18 protein-coding genes are annotated in these 21,831 nt (G+C 56.9%); 8 read left to right on the forward strand and 10 right to left on the reverse strand.

Annotated features, from left to right (window positions below):
- Positions 1-30 precede the first annotated feature (30 nt).
- Positions 31-399, reverse strand: a complete 369-nt coding sequence (locus PSH65_RS04175) for a PilZ domain-containing protein (RefSeq protein WP_305425054.1) — start codon at positions 397-399, stop codon at positions 31-33.
- 160 nt (positions 400-559) lie between these two features.
- Between PSH65_RS04175 and PSH65_RS04180 the strand changes: the two genes are divergently transcribed.
- From PSH65_RS04180 to lanM, 5 genes are all read left to right on the forward strand, one after another.
- Positions 560-2,626, forward strand: coding sequence for a carbon starvation CstA family protein (locus tag PSH65_RS04180; protein WP_305425055.1), 2,067 nt, complete (start codon positions 560-562; stop codon positions 2,624-2,626).
- A gap of 14 nt (positions 2,627-2,640) precedes the next feature.
- The gene (locus tag PSH65_RS04185) at positions 2,641-2,838 is read left to right on the forward strand and encodes a YbdD/YjiX family protein (protein ID WP_007895266.1); all 198 of its coding nucleotides are present in this window, start codon (positions 2,641-2,643) and stop codon (positions 2,836-2,838) included.
- A gap of 161 nt (positions 2,839-2,999) precedes the next feature.
- Positions 3,000-3,971 carry a GTPase gene (yjiA, locus tag PSH65_RS04190; protein WP_305425056.1) on the forward strand — a complete coding sequence of 324 codons (972 nt, stop codon included), beginning with the start codon at positions 3,000-3,002 and terminating at the stop codon, positions 3,969-3,971.
- 141 nt (positions 3,972-4,112) lie between these two features.
- Positions 4,113-4,262 (forward strand): hypothetical protein, encoded by a 150-nt coding sequence (locus PSH65_RS04195; RefSeq protein ID WP_305425057.1) that lies wholly within the window; start codon positions 4,113-4,115, stop codon positions 4,260-4,262.
- 57 nt (positions 4,263-4,319) lie between these two features.
- Positions 4,320-7,454, forward strand: coding sequence for a type 2 lanthipeptide synthetase LanM (gene lanM, locus PSH65_RS04200; RefSeq protein WP_305425058.1), 3,135 nt, complete (start codon positions 4,320-4,322; stop codon positions 7,452-7,454).
- Here lanM and PSH65_RS04205 read toward each other — a convergent pair.
- The 7 genes from PSH65_RS04205 to PSH65_RS04235 all read right to left on the reverse strand — a co-directional run bounded on the left by PSH65_RS04205 (position 7,381) and on the right by PSH65_RS04235 (position 17,380).
- The gene (locus PSH65_RS04205) at positions 7,381-8,073 is read right to left on the reverse strand and encodes a GntR family transcriptional regulator (RefSeq protein ID WP_305425059.1); all 693 of its coding nucleotides are present in this window, start codon (positions 8,071-8,073) and stop codon (positions 7,381-7,383) included. The genes lanM and PSH65_RS04205 overlap by 74 nt on opposite strands.
- A 26-nt stretch (positions 8,074-8,099) precedes the next feature.
- On the reverse strand, positions 8,100-8,804 hold the full coding sequence (locus PSH65_RS04210) for a FadR/GntR family transcriptional regulator (RefSeq protein ID WP_305425060.1): 705 nt from the start codon (positions 8,802-8,804) through the stop codon (positions 8,100-8,102).
- 53 nt (positions 8,805-8,857) lie between these two features.
- Complete coding sequence (locus PSH65_RS04215; protein WP_305425061.1) at positions 8,858-10,171, reverse strand: C4-dicarboxylate transporter DctA; 1,314 nt, start codon at positions 10,169-10,171, stop codon at positions 8,858-8,860.
- A gap of 406 nt (positions 10,172-10,577) precedes the next feature.
- A complete protein-coding gene (locus tag PSH65_RS04220) occupies positions 10,578-11,132 on the reverse strand; it encodes a hypothetical protein (protein ID WP_305425062.1) in 555 nt (184 codons plus the stop codon).
- Positions 11,133-11,218: 86 nt separating this feature from the next.
- The gene (locus PSH65_RS04225; protein ID WP_305425064.1) at positions 11,219-11,791 is read right to left on the reverse strand and encodes a hypothetical protein; all 573 of its coding nucleotides are present in this window, start codon (positions 11,789-11,791) and stop codon (positions 11,219-11,221) included.
- A gap of 229 nt (positions 11,792-12,020) precedes the next feature.
- Entirely contained in the window at positions 12,021-13,274 is a 1,254-nt protein-coding gene (glyA, locus tag PSH65_RS04230; RefSeq protein WP_030129473.1) for a serine hydroxymethyltransferase, read from the reverse strand.
- A gap of 257 nt (positions 13,275-13,531) precedes the next feature.
- Positions 13,532-17,380 (reverse strand): EAL domain-containing protein, encoded by a 3,849-nt coding sequence (locus PSH65_RS04235; protein ID WP_305425065.1) that lies wholly within the window; start codon positions 17,378-17,380, stop codon positions 13,532-13,534.
- Positions 17,381-17,666: 286 nt separating this feature from the next.
- Here PSH65_RS04235 and ettA point away from each other — a divergent pair, with 286 nt between their 5' ends.
- Positions 17,667-19,331 (forward strand): energy-dependent translational throttle protein EttA, encoded by a 1,665-nt coding sequence (ettA, locus tag PSH65_RS04240; RefSeq protein WP_305425066.1) that lies wholly within the window; start codon positions 17,667-17,669, stop codon positions 19,329-19,331.
- A 185-nt stretch (positions 19,332-19,516) separates the two neighbouring features.
- Here ettA and PSH65_RS04245 read toward each other — a convergent pair whose 3' ends face one another.
- On the reverse strand, positions 19,517-20,011 hold the full coding sequence (locus tag PSH65_RS04245; RefSeq protein WP_305425067.1) for a GreA/GreB family elongation factor: 495 nt from the start codon (positions 20,009-20,011) through the stop codon (positions 19,517-19,519).
- A gap of 70 nt (positions 20,012-20,081) precedes the next feature.
- Complete coding sequence (locus PSH65_RS04250; protein ID WP_305425068.1) at positions 20,082-20,438, reverse strand: hypothetical protein; 357 nt, start codon at positions 20,436-20,438, stop codon at positions 20,082-20,084.
- A gap of 401 nt (positions 20,439-20,839) precedes the next feature.
- Between PSH65_RS04250 and PSH65_RS04255 the strand changes: the two genes are divergently transcribed.
- Together PSH65_RS04255 and PSH65_RS04260 are read left to right on the forward strand one after the other, a co-directional pair.
- Positions 20,840-21,124 (forward strand): transposase, encoded by a 285-nt coding sequence (locus PSH65_RS04255; RefSeq protein ID WP_305425069.1) that lies wholly within the window; start codon positions 20,840-20,842, stop codon positions 21,122-21,124.
- On the forward strand, positions 21,094-21,765 hold the full coding sequence (locus PSH65_RS04260; RefSeq protein WP_305425070.1) for a transposase: 672 nt from the start codon (positions 21,094-21,096) through the stop codon (positions 21,763-21,765). The genes PSH65_RS04255 and PSH65_RS04260 overlap by 31 nt, the downstream gene beginning before the upstream one ends.
- Positions 21,766-21,831 lie beyond the last annotated feature (66 nt).

The raw sequence follows: 21,831 nt of genomic DNA on the forward strand, positions 1-21,831 counted from the left end.
GCATGTGATCGCTATCCCTGTAGAAAGCGATCAGGTTTCGATCAGCGCTCCTAACTCCCGGTCCAGCTCCTCTGGATCGCCGAGGTTCAGTTCGATCAGCCGTCTCAAGTGCTCGATCGATTCCAGCCCGATATTCAGGCAGACAAAACCCAGCTGACCGTGGTCATCATGGGTCAGCTGCACGTCCATTCGGATCTCGGCCTCATGGTTCAAATGGATATCGGCTGCGAAGGGCTGGCTGGCGTCGCCTGACCAGGGCTCGGGACGCTGGATCAGCATGCCCTTGAGCGACAGGTCGAGCAATTGCACCGGCCAACGCTGCCCATCCTGGCTCAGTTCGGTCTGTGCGCTGAAGGAAATGCGCTTGAAACGGCGGCGATCGGAATGCTGTTCGCTCATGGCCTGACCTCTCTGTTTGGTGCAATGACTATAGACCGGGCTTTGCGTCGGCCGCCACGCAATCCCTTATCTAGACCAATGTTGGGGGGTGGCCTTTGAGGCCAGTAGCGCTAAACTCCGGATGGCTGTCTTTCTTGTCCACTCTGGCTGGAATCATAAAATGAAAAATAATAATAGCCTGCTGCGCCACTTACCCTGGCTGCTGCTGGCGATCCTGGGAGCGTGCGCCCTGGGCGTAGTGGCATTACGGCGAGGCGAGGCGATCAACGCCTTGTGGATTGTGGTCGCCGCCGTGGCCATTTATCTGGTCGCGTACCGCTACTACAGCCTGTTCATCGCTAACAATGTGATGCAACTCGATCCGCGTCGGGCTACCCCTGCCGTGCTCAACAATGACGGTCTGGACTATGTGCCAACCAACAAACACATTCTTTTCGGTCACCACTTCGCGGCCATCGCTGGCGCGGGGCCGCTGGTCGGTCCGGTGTTGGCGGCGCAGATGGGCTACCTGCCCGGTACGCTGTGGCTGATTGCAGGCGTCGTGCTGGCCGGTGCGGTTCAGGACTTCATGGTCCTGTTCCTGTCCACCCGCCGCAACGGCCGCTCCCTGGGCGACATGGTTCGTGAAGAAATGGGCCGGATTCCCGGGACCATCGCGCTGTTCGGCTGCTTCCTGATCATGATCATCATCCTCGCGGTGCTGGCGCTGATCGTGGTCAAGGCCCTGGCCGAAAGTCCGTGGGGCATTTTCACGGTGATGGCGACCATCCCGATCGCGATGTTCATGGGCATTTACATGCGCTACATCCGCCCGGGCCGCATCGGTGAAATCTCGGTGATCGGCGTGGCGTTGCTGCTGGGTTCGATCTGGCTGGGCGGGCAGATTGCCGCTGACCCGGTCTGGGCCAAGGCCTTTACCTTCACCGGAATCCAGATCACCTGGATGCTGATCGGCTACGGGTTCGTGGCGGCGGTGCTGCCGGTATGGCTGATCCTCGCCCCTCGCGATTACCTGTCGACCTTCCTCAAAATCGGCACCATCGTCGCGCTGGCGATCGGCATCCTGATCACCATGCCCGAGCTGAAAATGCCGGCATTGACCCAGTTCATCGACGGCACCGGGCCGGTGTGGAAGGGCGGTCTGTTCCCGTTCCTGTTCATCACCATCGCCTGTGGCGCAGTGTCCGGTTTCCACGCGCTGATCTCCTCCGGCACCACGCCAAAACTGCTGGATAACGAGGTTAACGCTCGTTACATCGGTTACGGCGGCATGCTGATGGAGTCCTTCGTGGCGATCATGGCGATGGTCGCCGCTTCGGTGATCGAGCCAGGCGTGTACTTCGCCATGAACAGCCCGGCGGCGGTCGTCGGTGGTGACGTGGTGGCTGTGGCACAAGTCGTCAGCGGCTGGGGTTTCGCGATTACCCCGGAAGCGCTGCAAGCGGTGGCCAAGGACATCGGTGAAACCACCATCCTGGCCCGCGCCGGCGGTGCGCCGACCCTGGCGGTCGGTATCGCGCAGATCCTGCACAGTGTGCTGCCGGGTGAAAACACCATGGCGTTCTGGTACCACTTCGCGATCCTGTTCGAAGCGCTGTTCATCCTGACTGCGGTGGATGCCGGTACCCGTGCCGGGCGTTTCATGCTGCAGGACTTGCTCGGCTCCTTCGTGCCGGCGCTCAAACGCACCGAATCCTGGACCGCCAACCTGATCGCAACCGCCGGTTGCGTTGCGATGTGGGGTTACCTGCTGTACCAGGGCGTGATCGATCCGCTGGGTGGCATCAACACCTTGTGGCCGCTGTTCGGTATTTCCAACCAGATGCTGGCCGGTATCGCGCTAATGCTGGCAACCGTTGTGCTGATCAAAATGAAACGCCAACGCTATGTCTGGGTGACCATGCTGCCAGCGGTATGGCTGCTGATCTGCACCACCACCGCAGGCTTCATCAAACTGTTCGATGCCAACCCGGCAATCGGCTTCCTGTCGCTGGCGAAGAAATACAGCGATGCGCTGGCCAATGGGCAGATTCTGGCCCCGGCCAAGAGCATCGAGCAGATGCAGCATGTGATCTACAACGCCTACACCAACGCAACGCTGACGGCGCTGTTTTTGCTCGTGGTGTTCAGCATCCTGTTTTTTGCACTCAAGGTCGGTATCGCCGCCTGGGGCACCAAAGAACGTACGGATAAAGAATCGCCGTTCCAGGCTCAGCCGGATGCGTAATCGAGGATTGCACCATGTTCAATGACCTGAGTCGCCTCGGTAAATACCTCGGTCAGGCCGCGCGCCTGATGGTCGGCATGCCCGACTACGACAACTACGTCGAGCACATGCAAACCAAACACCCGGACAAACCGGTGATGAGCTACGAGATGTTCTTTCGCGAACGTCAGGAAGCCCGTTACGGTGGCAAGGGTGGGCCGAAGTGCTGTTGATGCAACAGCCTGGCTGATGCAATCCCTGTGGGAGCGGGCTTGCTCGCGAAAGCGGTGTGTCATTCAACATTAATGTCGACTGCCACGACCTCTTCGCGAGCAAGCCCGCTCCCACATTTGTTTTGTGTTGTTTTTTAACTTTGTGAAACAGGAGAACCCGTTTGTCCTCTCCCATTCCAGTAACAATTCTCAGCGGCTTTCTCGGCGCGGGAAAAACCACGCTGCTGCGCTATCTGCTCAAAGCCGAGCACGGCCTGAAAATCGCTGTAATCGAAAACGAATTCAGTGATGCCGGTATCGACACCCAACTGTTGGGCGACGAGCCGGTGCAAGTGATGACGCTGTCCAACGGCTGCGTCTGCTGCACCATCCACACCGATTTGACCAAAGCGCTGTTCCTGTTACTGGAACGCCTGGACAGCGGCGAAATCGCCTTCGATCGCCTGGTAATCGAATGCACCGGTCTGGCTGACCCGGCCCCGGTGGCGCAAACCTTCTTCATCGACGAAGAGCTGCGCGAGCGCTATATCCTCGATGGCATCATCACCCTGGTCGACGCCAAGCATGCCGAACATCACCTGACCCAGACCATCGCCCAGGCACAGATCGGTTTTGCCGACCGTTTGCTGGTGAGCAAGCGGGATCTGGTGGACGAGCCGACCTTCACCGCCCTCAGCGAGCGTCTGACCCGCATCAACCGCCGCGCACCGATTCGCCTGGTCGAGCACGGCAAGATCGACCTGGCTGAATTGCTCGACGTGCGCGGCTTCAACCTCAATGCCGACCTCGGCGGTGGGGTGAGTTTGCGTCCTATGAGCAAGGCACCGTCCATCGACCGTATCTCCAGCCTGGTGTTGCGCACGGACAAGCCGCTGGATATCGACAAACTCAGTGAGTTCATGAACGAGCTGCTGGAAGAACATGGCAAGCAACTGCTGCGATACAAAGGTGTTTTGAACATCCTTGGCGAACCGCGGCGTATGGTGTTTCAAGGCGTGTTGAAGTTGTATGGTTTCGACTGGGATACGGAATGGGGCGATGATGAAACACGCGAAAGCGTGATCGTGTTCATTGCCGATGATTTGCCGGAAGAGAAAATTCGTGAGGGGTTCGAAAAAATTGCAATAGACTAAGTTGTTAGTGTTTGTTATGAGTTGCGGAGGTTTGAGGTGGTTACATTAAGTTAGGATTTGTAGCGGGCTTTGGTTGTCCGTTGATGTTAACTTTCTTGGGTGCCAATGAAGGTGCCTGTTAAGTTAATATTGGAGCGTTATATGGAAGAGCAAATCCTGGAAATGTCTGGCGATTTCGACAGTGAGTTTGAAGCCTATGTGAAAGGCGGTATCAACAAGATGGCGGGCGTTGAAGTCATGTCCACCACCGCGATTACCTGCGAGAGCCTGGGTTGCACGGTTTTCTGCTAAATCGTCAGTAATATATGGCAGGTCGATGACCTGCCATTTTGGTCAAGGATGGCAAGCATGTTGGCTGATATTCTGACGTTCCAGGAGCGTGAAACATCGGGCGCGGGAAGTGGAGTCGATGTCGACTTACTGCGCAAGACCATGGAGATGTTGCATAAAGATGATGATGCCGTTATAAAATATTTCGGCATGAACAGGAGTGAGTTGGTTGGGCGGCTCGAAAATGGCACCGAGTATTGTGAGTCGTTACAGCACGCCTCGATAGAAGTTTTGTACAATAAAATTCAACTGATCGTTGCTTTGAGTCATGGTGAGCAGCCATGCAGTACGAGTCAGGAAGCATTTGAAGGCTTTTATAGGGTTTTTTATTGTTACTTCAAGCAAGTGTTTGAGTGTGATAAAAGATATGTCGAAGTTTGTCAGTATTTCAATGCCGAGTCATTGCTGGCCAGTGTCCAGCCTTATGTAATAGCCTGCCTTAAACGTTTGGCGCAAAAGTCCCTTGTTCATTGTCTTAATACGCGAATATCACAAGGTGTCGATACGGACCTGAACACCTTCGAACAGTTTCTTGGTACCCAGTCGATAGGCCCGCTCCTGGCGTCCTATCCGGTACTGACTGACCTGCTGACCCAGCAAATGGAAAGCACATCCGCCTACCTGTACAAAGTCATCTCCCATTTTGCCAAGGACGTCGATGCGCTGGGTCAGCTATTCGCTCTGCGAGGGCAACGAATCGATTCTATCGACCTCGGATGGGGCGATCCCCATGCCAACGGCGAAACGGTCTGTGCTGTTCAGATCGCTACCACTTCGTTGGTCTACAAACCAAGAAGCAACCGCGAAGCGGAGTTCTATGGCGCGTTGATGAGACTGTTGCACGAGAACAACCGTGACGAGTGTTTCTCTGCGCATACCCCATCGTTGATCTGCAGAGACGACCATTGCTGGATCGAAAAAGTCGAGAACCGAGCCTGTGAAACGGTAGGTGATGTGGCGTTGTACTACCGAAGAGCGGGAGCGCAGATTGCGATCGCCCATGCCCTGAATGGCATGGATTTTCACTACGAGAACATCATCGCGTGCGGTAGCAGTCCCGTCATGATCGATCTTGAGTGTCTGTTTACAGCCTCAATGATTGACCTCAAGGGCGACCTGCCCGGTACCAGTGCGTTGTTCAAGACGTTGAAACTGAACGGTCAGTCGATATTCGCGACGGGTTTTGTTCCCTATTCACCTGGCTCTGAAAACGACTTCAGCGGCCTGACCCGACAAAAGCACTTCACCTCAAATGTAGTGCGTCTGGTTCGTGAGCAAGGTTTCTATCACTTGAAACGGGTCAGCATTGAAAAGACGCCGGTTATCCGACACCTTCCGGTTCTCGATGGCCTGCCACGTTCGCTGGAAGACTATCAGGAAGACATTTTTGAAGGATTTGGGTTGGCCTACGATGAGATGATGAAGCATCGGAGCGCGATACTGGCGTTGATCCGTCAGCATGCCAGTGAGTTGAAAACACGGGTATTAATCAAGAATACCCAGCGCTATGTGGACTTCATCGAGTTGACGCTACATCCGCGCTTTATGCAATGCATGCTCCAACGCCAGTTGCTGTTTGCCACGTTGTGGTCGGAGTTGAGCGAAACGCTTATTGCCAAGCATGTTCCTGGTCACGAGTCGGCCGATCTGGAATGGGCAAATATCCCAAGTTTCAGCATGCCTATCGGCTCCAATCGATTGTTCAGCGGTCATGGCGGGTTCGTGGCTGAACTCGACATCGAGAGCCCACTTGAAAGTTGCCGACGAAAGCTGAGCGATCTGTCCGTCAAGGACAAAGCTTTTCAGACACTCATCCTGCGCGAGTGCCTGTTCCCTTCGGACAATGGGGCCATGCCCTTGAATAGGCAGCATCGCCAGAAAGGTGTGCCGGGTATGCGGATGTCGGGCTATCTTGCAGGGGCGCTGAGAGTTGCGGCAGTGATCGAACGGTTGAGCATTGATGGCGAAGACGGGGATGTAGCGTGGTCTTTCCTCAATACCCATCCGACAACTCGACGCTACTACCTTTCGCCCATGAGTAACAGCCTGTACAGCGGCATGGGTGGATTGGCTGTTTTTTACATGAGCCTGTTTCGCGTCAGCGGTCAGCCAGAACACTTGAGCATGGCCGACCGAATTGTCGACTCGATGGCCAGATCCCACGAGCACTTTGACAGCGACATGGCGGTCAGCGCTTATTTCGGCCTGGCGTCTTACCTCTATGTTTTAGTCAACCATCAACAGGTCTTGGGGCAGGATATCCATCGCGCGACCATTGATGACTTATTGCTCAAGCTCGCCGACTTTCCGCGTCAGGATGACGAGTTTGACTTCCTTAATGGATGGTGCGGGACGGTCACGATACTGGTGAATCTGTATCAGCTAGAAAAGCGAGACAGTTTGATCCCACTCATCGAAAAATTCTCGGCAGCCATTCAAGCCGAGCTGCTGAACGAAGAGGGGAGATTTGTGCGCAAGTCCTGTCGAACGCCTTTGCTCACGGGATTCTCCCACGGGATTTCAGGCATTCTCCAGGCGCTCGGCAAAGCTTATGAGTTGACGGGGAATGCGGCGCTCGTCCCGCTGATCGTGGCCTTGTTGAAGGACGAAAACCGCCTGAAAGCCCAAGGGTTCTGGCTGGATCTGCGTGATGCCTCGAAGTCGTCCCACATGACCAAGTGGTGTCACGGCGATGCTGGGATCCTGATCTCCAGGTTGCAACTCAAGAAAGCGCTCAAAGGTGTATTCAGTGTGGAGCTGGGGGCGATCGTCGATAACGATATCAGTCAGTGCGAGCACAATCTCTGGCACCACGGACTTGGTTCCGGCTACAGCCTTTGCCATGGTGACTTCGGTAATCTGGTGTGTTTGCTGGAGCTGTATCGCAGCACGGGAAACAACCAGGGAATTGCGAGGAGCCAGCAGGCGTTCTCCGAGGTCGCAGACAACTTCTTCAATGAAGACTTCATGACGCAAAACAGCGTACCTGTTCTCGGGATGATGCTGGGACTCACAGGGGCAGGTCAGGCGTTGCTGTGTGCGGTAGAGCCGACGTTGCCGAATGTCCTGTCGTTGACGTTTATGGATGCTCGCCCAGCAGCCTCTGTTCAAGATCATCCAGATATTGCGTCATCAAGCGCACTGCTGCACTGACGTCGGTTCGCTCCAGGGCATCCACAAGACGGACGTGCGTCTGCCAGGTGCAAGCGCTACCAGTTTGTCCCTCATGCTGTTGTGCAATCGCCAGCGACGTCAGAGGTACAAGGCTTTCGAGGAAGTGCGCCAACGGGGCGTTATCGGCCATGTTGGCAAGTTGCAGATGGAATTCGCCGGACAGACGGATAGCCGTACCGTGCTGGTCTCGTTCCATGCACTGACGTTGCTCTTCGGTCAATTCACGTAACTTGATCAGCATGCTGGAATGGCGCCGTCGACAGGCGAGTTGAACCAGCGTGCTTTCAACCAGGCGACGAGCATGGAGTACCTGGCGGGTTTGTTCGGGGGAGGGCGCGGCGACTCGGGGGCGGTGATTAGGTCTCAAGATGATGATCTGTTGATGGGACAGGCGCGACAGAACCCGGCGCATGGTGCTGCGGCTGACCCCGAATATATGCCCCAGGCTTTCTTCGGTGAAACGGCTGGAAGGGTTGATGCGTTGCTCAAGGATGGCGTCGAAGATCCGCGGATAGACATCATCCACCGATGGCTTCTCGCTGTCCGTTCGGGAGAAGGGCAGGGCAGTGAATGTCTGTCGTGAGGCGAAGCTGTTCATGGCCTGTCTCCAGTTCGAAGAGGGGGTCAACTGCCGAGGTTATCGTCCGGAATGTTCAGCTCGATGCCCATCCGCTGCCCTTCCCGCAGGATGTGCCGACGCATCTGGGCGCTGGCCTGGGCGCTGTTTTTGCTACGGATAGCTCGCACGACGGCTTCGTTTTCTTCAAGGCGTTCAGCCAGATGCTCAGGCGAATTGCGCAGCACGTCGGCGCTTTGCTTGAGGGCGTTGCTGGTTTGCTGCACCACGCTCTGGAAAATCGGGTTCGAGGTCAGGGCGAACAGCTCCTCGTGGAACGCGATGTAGGCGTTCACGCCCGCCTCGCTGTCGTTGGCCTCAAGGGCTTCGCGCATGTCCATCAGGGTCAGGCGCAGTTGCCCGACTTCCTTGCTGCTGATGGACTGCGCCACCAGGCCGACGATGAACGGTTCGAGGGTGTAGCGCAGTTGCAGCACGTCTTCCAGGCTGGCCCCGGCTACCGCGCTGTCGTGGCTTTGGCTGTCGCTGACGCTGGCCTCCAGCACCACCACGCCTTTGCCCGGCATGGAACGCACCAGCCCGAGGGTTTCCAGCACGATGACTGCTTCGCGCAGGCTCGGGCGGCTGATGCCCAGTTGTTCGGCCAGTTCACGCTGGCCCGGCAGCATTTCGCCGGAACGCCACTGACCGCGGGCCAGTGCGGCCCGAAGTTTTTCTACGACTGAATTTACAACGGTTGACGAGGTAATCACTGTTCGCTCCAAGTCGCGATAAATGTGCCTGCCCTTGAGCAGGCACACGTTGTTTAAAATTCCTGCTGATGCGCCGGGACAACCGGTTTTCTCGGCTGGAAGGTATATCCCACTTGGCCGGAAAGTACTTTGTTTGCCCGTTGGATATCGATGTCCTTTTCCCAGCGAGCGATGGCCACCGTGGCGACGCAGTTACCAATCAAATTGGTCACCGCCCGGCCGATGCCCATGAACCAGTCCACTGCCAATACAAGCACCAGGCCGACCACCGGAATCGCCGGGATCGCCGTCAGTGTCGCCGCGAGAATCACCAGCGCCGAGCCGGGAATTCCGTGGGCACCTTTGGAGGTGATCAGCGACACCAGCAGAATCGTCAGCAGGTCAGTCATGGCCAGCGGCGTACCGGTGGCATTGGCGATGAACACAATGGCCAAGGTCAGATAGATCGAAAAACCATCAAGGTTGAACGAATACCCGGTCGGAATCACCAGCCCCACCGTGGAGCTGCCGATGCCCAGATGCTCAAGCTTGCGCATGATTTGTGGCAGCACGGCGTCGGAAGAAGCGGTGCCCATGACGATCATCAGTTCTTCGCGCAGGTACTTGAGCAGCGGCCACATCTTCAGGCCCGAAAGGCGCATCACCAGGCCGAGAATCAACGTCACAAACGCCACACAGGTCAGATAAAACAAGCCGACCAAACTGCCCAAGTGATGCAACGAATCCAAGCCATATTTGCTGGTGGTGAAAGCGATGGCGCCGAACACGCCGATCGGCGCCAGGCGCACGATCATGCCCATGATGCGGAAGATCACGTGGCTCAGCTCATTGATCAGCCGGGAAATACCCGACGCCGCTTCGCCCACCAGGTTCAGCGCGCTGCCGAACAGCACCGAAAACAGCAGGACTTGCAGAATGTTGTTCTCCGCGAAGGCGCCGATCACCGAAGTCGGGATCAGGTTCATCAGGAACTGGGTGGTGGTGTGCATGTGCTGACCGCGCTGGGCAATGTCGCCGATGTCGGCGGCGGAGAGCTGGTCCAGATGAATGTTCGCGCCGCTGCCAATGCCGGTCGTGAAGGCGAACACCAGGCCGATCACCAAGGCGATGGTGGTCAGTATTTCGAAGTAGATCACCGATTTCAGGCCGATGCGTCCGACCTTCTTCAAGTCGCCGGCACCGCTGATGCCGCTGACCACTACGCAGAACACGATCAAGCCAATGAGCATCTTGATCAGTTTGATGAAACCGTCGCCGAGGGGTTTGAGTTGGGCGGAGTATTCAGGAAGGGCCAGCCCGCAGACGATGCCGAGCACCAGTCCGAGAACCACTTGAAGGAAGATTGAACGCGAGCACCATCTGAGCATGGGAGGAATCCTGGTCGGTGTCCTGGCTGCCGTGCGCGAGACGCATCAGATTCAGGACTTAATTATTGTGGTCTTACCGGTATGTCCAGTGCAGGCGCAGTCTACGCTGGTTTTTTCAGGATTACAAGGGGAAACAGAAAAATTGGCATGACCGGTCTGACCAGTGGCGATGGTCCTGTAGAAGCGGTGTCGGTTTAACATCATTTCTGTTTTGGGATCTTCAACTCAGATGGCTGTGCTGATGCTGACGACTTGAGGCATTTAGAGGCCCCCCGGTGTGTTTGTACCCTTGTGTCCGCATGTGCTCAGGCATGCGTTCCTTGTGAACGCATGCTCGTTAAGTCTGATACTCGTGAAGAGCGTTTATGGTGAGGCATTGGGTGGAAGGACTTCCAGTTCTGTGTCCTTAATAAGGTACATTGCGCTGAAGGATGTTTAGCTTGAAGTCCAGAATGGCTGAACTGCGATTTTGGTTGATGCGAACGAATGTGCCAACCTTGGAATCATATGGGTTGCGGCTGAGTCCTGCTCGTAGCAGATTACCGCCTCGTGTTTGTATTCTTACAGTAGGCGTGTCGTTGTCGAGTTGATCCAGTGTGATGATTTTGCCCTTGGCATCCAGCAGGTTGAATGTCGTCTGGTCCCCATCGTTGGGTGTATAGGCATTTAAAAAATCGTTGTTCTCGTTGCTCAGTGTCATGTAGTAATACACACCGTGGGTAAAGATATACAGTGTGTAGTAGTCGTTCAGACACCTGAAGTAAAAGGTTAATGCGTCTGGGGCAATCTCGGGCTTTAAGAAAAGGTAGTCAGAAACATCCGTGTAGTGATCGAAACTGAAAAATTCGTAGTCCGGTCTTTTTGTGCGAATGGTTTTACCGTATGTCAACTTTGGGAAGTGGGGAGATCCAAAGCGTGTACTTAAAGTCGCAGTAAAGGATTTTTCCTGATCGGTGCTCATGTTTGTACCTTGATGGTTGGGGGATCGACCAGCAATCGCTGTGGTGCCTGTATGACGATGCCGCAGGCGTTGTTCCCGGCGGCCTCTCAGATTTCGTCAGGGTTGCTCAGGAAGGAGGCGTTGCGCTCGATAATGCGTAGCTTGAACACCACGCCTTGCTTCTCGATCTCGGCTAGATAGCTGTAGGGTGCTCCCTTGCGACGGAGAGCGCCGATGTGCCCCGAGTTTCGAGCCTTAAGCCGGACTCTGTGAATATCATTTGGCATGTCTTCCAGCGTCATGATGTTGTTTTGACTGCCCAGGATATTGAAAGAAGTGGTGTCGCTGCCCGCGGGAAGAAATGCGCCAAGCACTCCCGCGGAATCCTTGCTTATACAATGCCCTGTATAGGGGTCGTGAGAACGGATGTATAAGGTGTAATAGTCGTTAGTGCATCGGAAGTAGAGGGTTAATGGCGCAATGGCCTCTATTTCTTCTTGTGCGCGACTGCCCAGTAAGTGAGAGTCGTTGCGTGTTGTTGGGGTGCCAGTATAGAAGCCGCCACTGGCGAATGTGTCGAATCGAATGGCTGGATTTCCATGCAGAGTCTGCAGGAACTCTACATATCGGTTATCCAGTTCCAGTGTTGCAATGAATGATTTTTGTCGGTTGGTAGTCATAAAGTCGTCCTTGGCTTTATTGGTGTGATTGCAGTCGGATAGTAATCGTTTTTGTAGGGTTGAAGTGGCTGTTATGTATTTCTATATGTTGGTTGTTTTGTTTTTGTTAAGTGTTTAAATAAGCAATCAATCGGTAAGCAATGGGCGAGTGTATAGATAATATGGGTAAAATTGCAGGCGAAAAAAAACCCGGCTGATCAGCCGGGTTTCTTTATGTTACGAGTTGCAATTAAGCGCCATACACCGGCAGCTTCTTGCAGATAGCCTTGACCTTCTCACGAACGGCATCGATCACCGCTTCGTTGTTCAGGTCAGCCAGGATGTCGCAGATCCAGCCGGCCAGTTCTTTGCACTCTGCTTCCTTGAAGCCGCGAGTGGTCACTGCCGGTGTACCGAAACGCAGACCGGAGGTGACGAACGGGGAGCGTGGATCGTTCGGTACCGAGTTCTTGTTCACGGTGATGAACGCTTTGCCCAGTGCGGCATCGGCGTCTTTACCGGAGATTTCCTGCTTGATCAGCGACAGCAGGAACAGGTGGTTCTGAGTACCGCCCGACACCACGTCGAAACCGCGCTCGATGAACACGCCGGCCATGGCCTGGGCGTTTTTCACCACTTGTTGCTGGTAGGCCTTGAACTCAGGCTGCAGCGCTTCCTTGAAGCAGATCGCCTTGGCAGCGATCACGTGCTCCAGCGGGCCGCCCTGGGCGCCCGGGAATACCGCGGAGTTCAGCTTCTTCTCGATGTCGGCGTTGGCGCGAGCCAGGATCAGACCGCCACGTGGACCGCGCAGGGTCTTGTGCGTGGTGGTGGTCACGACGTCAGCGAATGGAACCGGGTTCGGGTAGACGCCAGCGGCGACCAGACCGGCCACGTGAGCCATGTCGACGAACAGGTAAGCGCCAACTTTGTCAGCGATAGCGCGAAAGCGCGGGAAGTCGAGGATCTGCGAGTAGGCAGAGAAACCGGCCACGATCATTTTTGGCTTGTGTTCAACCGCCAGACGCTCGACTTCGTCGTAGTCGATCAGGCCGTTGGCGTCGATGCCGTACTGAACAGCGTTGTACAGCTTGCCGGAGGACGAAACGCTGGCACCGTGGGTCAGGTGACCGCCGTGGGCCAGGCTCATGCCCAGAATAGTGTCGCCCGCTTGCAGCAGGGCCAGGTAAACGGCGCTGTTGGCTTGGGAACCGGCGTGTGGCTGAACGTTGGCGTAATCGGCGCCGAACAATTCTTTGGCGCGGTCGATGGCCAGTTGCTCAACCACGTCGACGAACTCGCAACCACCGTAGTAGCGCTTGCCCGGATAACCTTCGGCGTACTTGTTGGTCAGTACCGAGCCTTGAGCTTCCATCACCGCTGGGCTGGTGTAGTTTTCCGAAGCGATCAGCTCGATGTGTTCTTCCTGGCGCTGAGCTTCTTGCTCCATGGCGGCAAAAAGGTCGGCGTCGTACTTGGCAATAGTCAAATCACGGCTGAACATGGCGGTCCTCAAGGATCGGGGGCAGAAAAGGGAGGCATTCTAACCCAATGGGTTTTAGATGGCATATGAAAGGACATCATGTCGCAGACAAGTGGTGTTCATGCGCGGGATTTATGGTGTCCAGGCTGGCCAGTGTCAGGTGATCGTTCCCACGCTCTGCGTGGGAATGCCTCATTGGAGGCTCTGCGTCCGCTTCGGCATGTGACGCGGAGCGTCACGGGCTACATTCCCACGCAGAGCGTGGGAACGATCAAGCTTCAGTCGAGCATGAACAACGCATCATTGCTGAATTGCGCCTCAAACCGACTCGCCGGCATGGGTCGTCCAAACAGATACCCCTGAACCTCATCGCAACCATGCTCACGCAGGAAGTCGAGCTGCTCGTGGGTTTCCACGCCTTCGGCGATCACCGCCAGATTGAGGCTGTGGGCCATGGCGATGATTGCCCGGGCAATTTGCGCATCCTGTTCACCCGAGGGCAGGCCATCGACGAAGGTACGGTCGATTTTCAGCACATCGATCGGGAATTGCTTGAGGTAGTTGAGCGATGAATAACCGGTGCCGAAGTCATCGACTGCGATGCTCAGGCCGAGGTTTTTCAACCCGGCGAGGATCTGCATCGCCTCACTGACTTCGCGCATCAGGATACTTTCAGTCAACTCCAGCTCAAGGCACGCCGGCGGCAGGCCGGTTTCCTTGAGGATGGTGGCGATCCGGGTGCCGAGTTGCCCGTCGGAGAACTGCCGGGCCGAAATATTCACCGAAACCTTTGGCACCCGCACCTTGGTCTGGTGCCAGGTCTTGAGCTGACTGCAGGCTTCGCTGATCACCCAGTCGCCGACGTCCACCACCAGCCCGAGCTCTTCGAGCACCGGAATGAAATCCCCCGGCGGCACCAGACCGCGTCGTGGGTGGCGCCAGCGCAGCAGGGCTTCGGCGCCGGTCAGACGCTTGCCGTCGCCACTGAATTGCGGCTGGTAGTACAGCACGAATTCGTTTTGTTCCAAGGCATGACGCAAGTCGCTTTCCAGCTCCAGACGTTCCAGGGCGCTGGCGTTCATGTCGGCCTGATAGAACTGGAAGTTGTTCTTGCCGCGCTCCTTGGCGTGGTACATCGCGGTGTCGGCGTTCTTCATCAGCTGACTGAGTTCGCTACCGTCCTGAGGACTCAGGGCGATGCCGATACTGGCAGTGACAAAAAACTCGCGGCCTTCCAGCACGAACGGCTTCACCAGGCTGGCGAGGATCTGTTCGGCCACATGAATTGCCCGGTTCAGCGCGATCTCCCGGTTGACCCGCGGTTGCAGCAGCAACGTGAACTCATCGCCACCCATGCGCGCCACGGTGTCGTCATCGTCGACGCAACCGAGCAGGCGTGTGGCCATTTCCTTGAGCATACGGTCGCCGGCGGCGTGGCCCAGGGAGTCGTTGATCGGCTTGAAACGGTCGAGGTCGAGGAACATCAGCACCACCCAGGACTTCTGCCGCTCAGCCGATTGCAGCGCGGTGTGCAGGCGATCCTGGAACAGCGTGCGGTTGGGCAGGTGGGTCAGGGCGTCGTAATAGGCGAGGCGGTGAATCCGTTGCTCACTGGCCTTGCGCTCGCTGATGTCGCTGAAGAAACACACGTAGCTGGCCAGATCGCCTTCATCGTCGAGCACCGCTGTAATCCCGACCCAGGCCGGGTAATGCTCGCCGTTGCGACGCTTGAGCCAGACTTCGCCTTCCCAGGTGCTGTGCTGATGCAATTGCTTGAGCACATAGCGCAGATGGGCTTCCTGCTGCTCATCGACGGTGAGCATGTTCGGCAACTGGTCGAGGACCTGGGCCACCGCATAGCCGCTGACGCGACTGAAAGCCTCGTTGGCCTGGACGATGTAGCCGGCCGGGTCAGTGATCAGAATCGCCGAGGTCGAGTGCTCGAATACCGTGGCCGCCATGCGCAGGTCTTTCTCGGCTCGACGTTGCTGGCTGATGTCGCGGCCGACCCCGAGCACACCTTCGAAGGCACCGTGTTCGTCCCAGACCAGCACCAGGCGCAACTCGATAGGGATCTTGCGTCCGTCGGCCCGCAGGCAGTCGAACAGAAACAGCTGGGTCTGCACCTGGCTGCGTAGCAGCGCCAGTTGTTCGGGTTTATCCAGCGCTTTGCTGACCCGGTCCATCAGGCTGTAGATGCCGGTCAGTTGTTGCGGATTGGCGATGGTCGATTGCCATCCGTTCTGGAATATCCAGTCGGCGTCAAAGCCCAGCACGGCTTGAACTGAGGGGCTGACGTAGTTGAGCGACATCTTGCTGTCGGTGGAGAAAATTACGTCACTGATGCTTTCGGCGAGCATCCGGTAGCGTTGCTCGCTGTCGCGCAGGGACTCACTGGCTTCGATCTGCTCGGTGATGTCCTTGGCCACGCCAATGATGCGCGTAACCTGATCGTGTTTGTCCCGCGCCAGGGCCTGCTCGCGAATATCGAAACGCCGCCATTTGCCATCGCGATGGCGGAAGCGCAGCTGGCATTGCATCAGTTGGGTGTAACCCGCGTGACGTTGGGACTGGCGTGATCGGTGGTAGTAGTCGGCATCCTCGGGGTGCAACAGGATTTCCCAGAAATACTCGCCCATCTGGTGCAGTTCGGTGCGGTTGTAACCCAGCGTTTGCCCCAGGTGATGGTTGCTGAAGATCATCCGCTGGCTGATCACATCCTGCACATACAGATGATCCGGCACGGTGCGCACTACGTCGGACCAGAACCCTTCACGCTCCAGCAGCGACAGCTCGATGAGTTTGCGGCTGGTGATGTCGCTGATGCTAAGGATCACCGCCTTGTAGTCGGCCTGATCTTCCGGCAGACGCAGCACCAGCCAAAAATGCTGGTCGCGGCCATTGGCGTCCTGAAGCTTGATTTCCAGCTCAAGCTGTTTTTGCTGGTGGAGCACCGCTTCGAGCACTTGATTGCCGATGGCCGTGCAGTCCAATGGGGAGCCGTCGATCAGCAGTTTCCAGGCTTGATCGCAGGAATTGACATTGAGCAGCTGCAGGGCGACCTGGTTGACCTCGGTAATGCGCAACTCCTGCAGCAGTTGCTGGCGCTGCTCCGGTGTCTCGAGCCAGGCCTTCAACTGCTCGCTGCTGTTGAGTTGAGCCCTGTCGAAGATACTTTTGAGCCCGGACAGGTCGAGCACACACAGCGCAACGCCGGTGCCTTCGAAAATGTCCTGATAGCGTCGACGGCCTTCATGCAGTTGGCGTTGACGGCGACGAATGTTCAGCAGAGCGATGAACGGCAATAAGGAGAGGGCCAGGCCCAGCAGGCATTTGCCGATGAACGCCGGCAGCAGGTGTTCGATCACCCGTTGCCGGTCGAACAACCCGCGCAATTGCCAGTCGCTGCTGCTCAAGGGAACTGTCAGCACGCTGTTGGCCAGTTCGTCGGCTGTCAGCACGGCAGGTTTGGCCGAGGGCTGGGCGTCATCGCGGCTGATGATTTGATGATTGATGCGGTTTTCTACCAGCCACTGGGGGCGGATGCCAACGTCACCCTGTTTGGTCAGTGAGGAGAAAAACGTCGGCGTCAGGCGCAGGACCCAATAGCCGCGGGTACTGCCGCTGGCCTGATGCAGGAGCAGGTGCACCACCGAACCGTCGTCGGCATTGCTGAAATAATGGGCCTGGGCGCGGCTGCGTTGAACCAGTTCGCTCAGGTAATGGGCATCCGGGCTGTCGGCGGCACTGTCGCTGAGGATTTTTCCGGAGGGACTGAGCAGCGCCAGGCTGCGCAGGTCGGGCAGCGATTGCTGCAGTTTGCGCAGCAACGCCTGCTGTTCGTCGGGGCTTTGTGGTTGTTCGATGATCGGTAGCAGGTTCAGGGCGATCTGGGCATTGAGTGCCATGTTGAGGCTGACTTGCGCAGCCAGATCGGCGGAGTAGTCGATGGTGTACTGGCGCTGGTTTTTCTGGGTTTCGCGAAGCTGATCCAGCAACTGCCAGAACAGCAGTGCGAGCAGCAACAGCACGAGGGTCGCCAGCGCGCCCTTCAAGGTTCCGCGCAGGGGCGAGCCAGTCGCAGGATTGAGTGCGCTCACGGACGATGGCGGAGAGACATTAGACAAACTGTAATCCTGCGGTTTGGCTGGACTGGCGCGACGTGCACTATAAGCCGGACGCCCGAAGGGCGGCTAGCATGCCTTGAGTTGTGGCTAAGTGCCAGTCCCGCTCGGCTGGACTGCCTTCTATCAATAAGGTAGCTTTGCCGGTTACGCGGGAGCGTTCCAGCTCCTAGAATCAGGTTTTTTTCAGCGCGCACGCTTTGATACCCATCAAACGAACGACGCGCATGGCCTGGCCGGGCATCGCCTGCGCTCCAATCATTCATCAGTCACTGACCCAAGGTTCTCCATGGCTCAATACGTCTTCACCATGCATCGGCTGGGCAAAGTTGTTCCGCCGAAGCGGGAAATCCTGAAAAACATTTCGCTGTCGTTCTTCCCAGGCGCCAAAATCGGCGTACTCGGTCTCAACGGTTCGGGTAAGTCCACGCTGCTGAAAATCATGGCTGGCGTCGATACCGAGTTCGACGGTGAAGCCCGTCCGATGCCGGACCTGAACATTGGTTACCTGCCGCAGGAGCCGATTCTGGATCCGACCAAGACCGTGCGTGAAGTGGTCGAGGAAGCGGTCAGCGTGATCAAGGACGCTCAGGCGCGTCTGGACGAGGTTTACGCGGCCTACGCTGAACCGGATGCAGACTTCGACAAGCTGGCGGCAGAACAGGCCAAACTTGAAGCCATCCTGCAAGCCAGCGACGGTCACAACCTGGATCGCCAACTGGAAGTCGCCGCTGATGCACTGCGCCTGCCAGCGTGGGATGCCAAGGTCGAATTCCTGTCCGGTGGTGAAAAGCGTCGTGTGGCCCTGTGCCGCCTGCTGTTGTCCGCACCGGACATGCTGCTGCTCGACGAACCGACCAACCACCTGGACGCCGATTCCGTCGCCTGGCTGGAGCACTTCCTGCACGATTTCCCGGGCACCGTGGTTGCGATCACGCACGACCGTTACTTCCTGGACAACGTCGCCGGCTGGATCCTCGAGCTCGACCGCGGTGCTGGTATCCCGTACGAGGGCAACTATTCGGGTTGGCTTGAAGCCAAGTCCGATCGTCTGGCGGCCGAATCCAAGCAGCAGTCGGCTCACGAAAAGGCCATGAAGGAAGAACTGGAGTGGGTGCGCAAAGGCGCCAAGGCCCGCCAGTCCAAATCCAAGGCTCGTCTGCAACGCTTCGAAGAAATGCAATCGCAGGAATTCCAGAAGCGCAGCGAAACCAACGAGATCTACATCCCGGCCGGCCCGCGCCTGGGCGACAAGGTCATCGAGTTCAAGAACGTCAGCAAGGGCTACGGCGATCGCGTGCTGATCGACAACCTGTCGTTCTCCATGCCTAAAGGCGCCATCGTTGGCGTGATCGGCGGTAACGGTGCCGGTAAATCGACCCTGTTCCGTATGCTGATGGGCAAGGAAACGCCGGATTCGGGCTCCATCGAAGTCGGCGAAACCGTGCAGCTGGCGTGCGTCGATCAGAGCCGTGAAGACCTGGACGGCAGCAAGACTGTGTTCCAGCAAATCTCCGACGGTTCCGATCAGATTCGCATCGGCAACTACGAGATCCCGTCGCGCACCTACGTGGGGCGCTTCAACTTCAAGGGCGGCGATCAGCAGAAGTTCGTCAAGGACCTGTCCGGTGGTGAGCGTGGTCGCTTGCACCTGGCCCTGACCCTGAAAGAGGGCGGCAACGTCCTGCTGCTCGACGAACCGTCCAACGACCTCGACGTTGAAACCCTGCGTTCCCTGGAAGAAGCCCTGCTGGACTTCCCGGGCGCCGCCATTGTGATCTCCCACGATCGGTGGTTCCTTGACCGCGTCGCGACTCACATCCTGGCGTACGAAGACGACTCGCAAGCGGTGTTCTTCGAAGGCAACTACACCGAGTACGAAGCCGATCGTCGCAAGCGCCTTGGCGAAGCGGCTGCCCAGCCACACCGGGTACGCCACAAAAAACTGGCCTGATTTCAGGTTGGTTGCATAAAAAAACGGAGCCTTCGGGGCTCCGTTTTTTTATGGGCGTTCAGTAAGACCGAGGCGCGGCTATCGCGGGCAAGCCCGCTCCCACAGGGATCTGTTTCAGGCTCGGATTTTGAGAACGTTCGAGAACCCTTGTGGGAGCGGGCTTGCCCGCGAAGGCGTCATCGAATTCACCCAATCGCAATGGCCAGAACCTCAATCACCAAATCCCCCGCCGGCCGCTTCCACAACACTTCATCGCCCACCTGCGCCCCGAGCAACGCCCGCCCCAGCGGCGAGCTCCAATTGATCAAGCCATGGGCGGCATCCGCCTGGTCTTCTCCGACCAATTGCACGCGCTGCTCATGACCGTGCTCGTCGGCAAAGGTCACCCAGTTGCCGATCTGCACTTTATCGACCGAGGAGGCCTGCGCGACCACTTGGGCGCTTTGCAGGCGCTGCTTGAAGTAGCGCCAGTCGCGATCGAGGTCGGCCTGGCGCTGCTTGTCGGCCAGTTCGCCTTTGGCGCTTTCCTCATCAAGCAGTTTTTGCAGTTCGGCGACTTTCGCCTGAAGCTGCGCGAGGCCCGCTGGCGTGACGTAATTGGGCTGCGCGCTGACCTGCCGTTCGACTGGCTGATCGGTTTGTGCAGCAGCGTTATCTTCATTGACGAAGGCGCGACTCATGCTGTTCTCCCGTTATAGGGTTTGGGCCATGGTCGCAGGCTTTAAGTTTCGACGAATGTCTGTAAACGACTTATTGCGAGCGATAGGCTCGCGCGGCGTCCCTGTCTTTCTGTTGTTGCCAGGCCCGTTCGCGCTCGTCCCAATGGCGTTCCTTGTACTCGTTACGATCCTCGTTTTCACGCATGGCCTGGCACTGACGGAAGCCATCGGTCCAGCCTTCGGCGTATTGCTTGTCCTTGAGGTAACGCGGGACATTCTTGCGAAACTCGCCAGTGATCGCCCCGGCGGCTTGCCGGCCACTGCTGCAACCGTCATCGAAGCCATCGGCGAACGCCGGCGGATAACCCTTGGCGATCAGATCCTCGTGGGTCGACTGGCATCCCGTGATCATTACCAACAACCCCAATACACCCACGCAACGCCACATCTCGGACTCCTGGACCGTTCAACGGCCTATAAGGGAAGTCTAGAAGCGGAACTGTCGGGTGTGTGTGAAAGGCTTGTGATTAATCTGTGGGCTTACAAGGATTCCATGTGGGAGCGGGCTTGCTCGCGAAGGCGGTGTGTCAGTCAACATTTATATCGACTGACACTTCGCTTTCGCGAGCAAGCCCGCTTGTGTCTTGCGCAGGACTTAGACTGAAGATGAGAGCGGTGAGTGGCAAGCTGAACGCCCGGAGTGCTAGCAGCACGTGTGGGAGCCCATGCTGCCATTCACCTCTCCACTCTGGTTATTGAGCCCGAACAGTTGAACGAGCCGACCTCGAACATTACAAGCGTGGAGCCCAACCAGAGCGCTCTCATTTATGAGTGTAAGAGGGTTTAGCCATGTTTTCCTGCGCAGGCATTGATGTTTCCAAAGACAGTCTGGAAGTCTGGATTAATTCGCAAGGCATTGGTGCGAGTTTTCCGAACAGCGCCAGTGGTTTCCCGGTGCTGATTGATTGGTTAAAAGGCTTCGAAGTCACCCGCGTGTTACTGGAAGCCACCGGTGGCTACGAGCGGGGGCCCATGAAGGTGCTTCAAAGGGGCGGCTTTGACGTCTTACGAATCAATCCTCGTCGAAAGATTTTGCCAAGGCAATGGGTTATCGCGCTAAAACAGACGCGATAGATGCGCGGCTTCTCGCCGAATTTGCAACGATTATAAAGGACGCCGATAGCCGTATCACCAGCGCCGAACAGGACAATTTGCGTGCGCTGGTACAGCAACGCGAAAACTTTGTTCAGCAGCAAAGTGACGACAGGCGGCGTATCAAAACGGCTTCTGTCGACTCGATAAAACCCTTGTTGCAAAGCCATATCGACTATTTAGATCAGGCAATAAAGTCGATAGAACAGCTGATCTGCCAAAGCGCCAAAGACCTGGACAGTGAAAAAATTGCCCGCTTGCGCTCGGTTAAGGGACTAGGGCTCGTGACCGCAGCCAGCATCATGGCCTACCTGCCTGAGCTGGGAGAGGTTGGACGGCACGAGATCGCAGCACTGGCAGGGATCGCCCCTTACAACGACGACAGCGGCAACCACGAAGGGCCTCGTCATATAAGCGGTGGCCGATTTGCCGTGCGACGTGCGATGTACATGGCCAGTTGGGCTGTGATTTTGCGACAACCCGAGTTCAAAGCCCGATATGACGCGCTTCGCCTGAGAGGTAAATGCGCGAAAGTGGCGCTGATCGCCTGCATGCGGGTGTTGTTGATAAGGCTGAACGCGATGATCCGTGACCAAACTGAGTGGAGAGAGCAGGCAGCCTAAACAGACTGCTTGCTCATTTGGGAAATCACATGGTTTGAGACTGTGGAAGTTCGGCTGCCCTTTGAT

It is taken from the genome of Pseudomonas sp. FP603, assembly GCF_030687415.1.
Lineage (GTDB): Bacteria > Pseudomonadota > Gammaproteobacteria > Pseudomonadales > Pseudomonadaceae > Aquipseudomonas > Aquipseudomonas wuhanensis.

Bases quoted from the DNA above. Each gene is read 5' to 3' on its own strand.
- PSH65_RS04245 (WP_305425067.1), bottom strand. From the start codon at position 20,011: ATGAGTCGCGCCTTCGTCAATGAAGATAACGCTGCTGCACAAACCGAT.
- PSH65_RS04255 (WP_305425069.1), top strand. From the start codon at position 20,840: ATGTTTTCCTGCGCAGGCATTGATGTTTCCAAAGACAGTCTGGAAGTC.
- PSH65_RS04180 (WP_305425055.1), top strand. From the start codon at position 560: ATGAAAAATAATAATAGCCTGCTGCGCCACTTACCCTGGCTGCTGCTG.
- lanM (WP_305425058.1), top strand. From the start codon at position 4,320: ATGTTGGCTGATATTCTGACGTTCCAGGAGCGTGAAACATCGGGCGCG.
- PSH65_RS04260 (WP_305425070.1), top strand. From the start codon at position 21,094: ATGGGTTATCGCGCTAAAACAGACGCGATAGATGCGCGGCTTCTCGCC.
- glyA (WP_030129473.1), bottom strand. From the start codon at position 13,274: ATGTTCAGCCGTGATTTGACTATTGCCAAGTACGACGCCGACCTTTTT.
- PSH65_RS04185 (WP_007895266.1), top strand. From the start codon at position 2,641: ATGTTCAATGACCTGAGTCGCCTCGGTAAATACCTCGGTCAGGCCGCG.
- ettA (WP_305425066.1), top strand. From the start codon at position 17,667: ATGGCTCAATACGTCTTCACCATGCATCGGCTGGGCAAAGTTGTTCCG.
- PSH65_RS04195 (WP_305425057.1), top strand. From the start codon at position 4,113: ATGGAAGAGCAAATCCTGGAAATGTCTGGCGATTTCGACAGTGAGTTT.
- PSH65_RS04225 (WP_305425064.1), bottom strand. From the start codon at position 11,791: ATGACTACCAACCGACAAAAATCATTCATTGCAACACTGGAACTGGAT.
- PSH65_RS04215 (WP_305425061.1), bottom strand. From the start codon at position 10,171: ATGCTCAGATGGTGCTCGCGTTCAATCTTCCTTCAAGTGGTTCTCGGA.
- PSH65_RS04220 (WP_305425062.1), bottom strand. From the start codon at position 11,132: ATGAGCACCGATCAGGAAAAATCCTTTACTGCGACTTTAAGTACACGC.
- PSH65_RS04175 (WP_305425054.1), bottom strand. From the start codon at position 399: ATGAGCGAACAGCATTCCGATCGCCGCCGTTTCAAGCGCATTTCCTTC.
- PSH65_RS04205 (WP_305425059.1), bottom strand. From the start codon at position 8,073: ATGAACAGCTTCGCCTCACGACAGACATTCACTGCCCTGCCCTTCTCC.
- PSH65_RS04250 (WP_305425068.1), bottom strand. From the start codon at position 20,438: ATGTGGCGTTGCGTGGGTGTATTGGGGTTGTTGGTAATGATCACGGGA.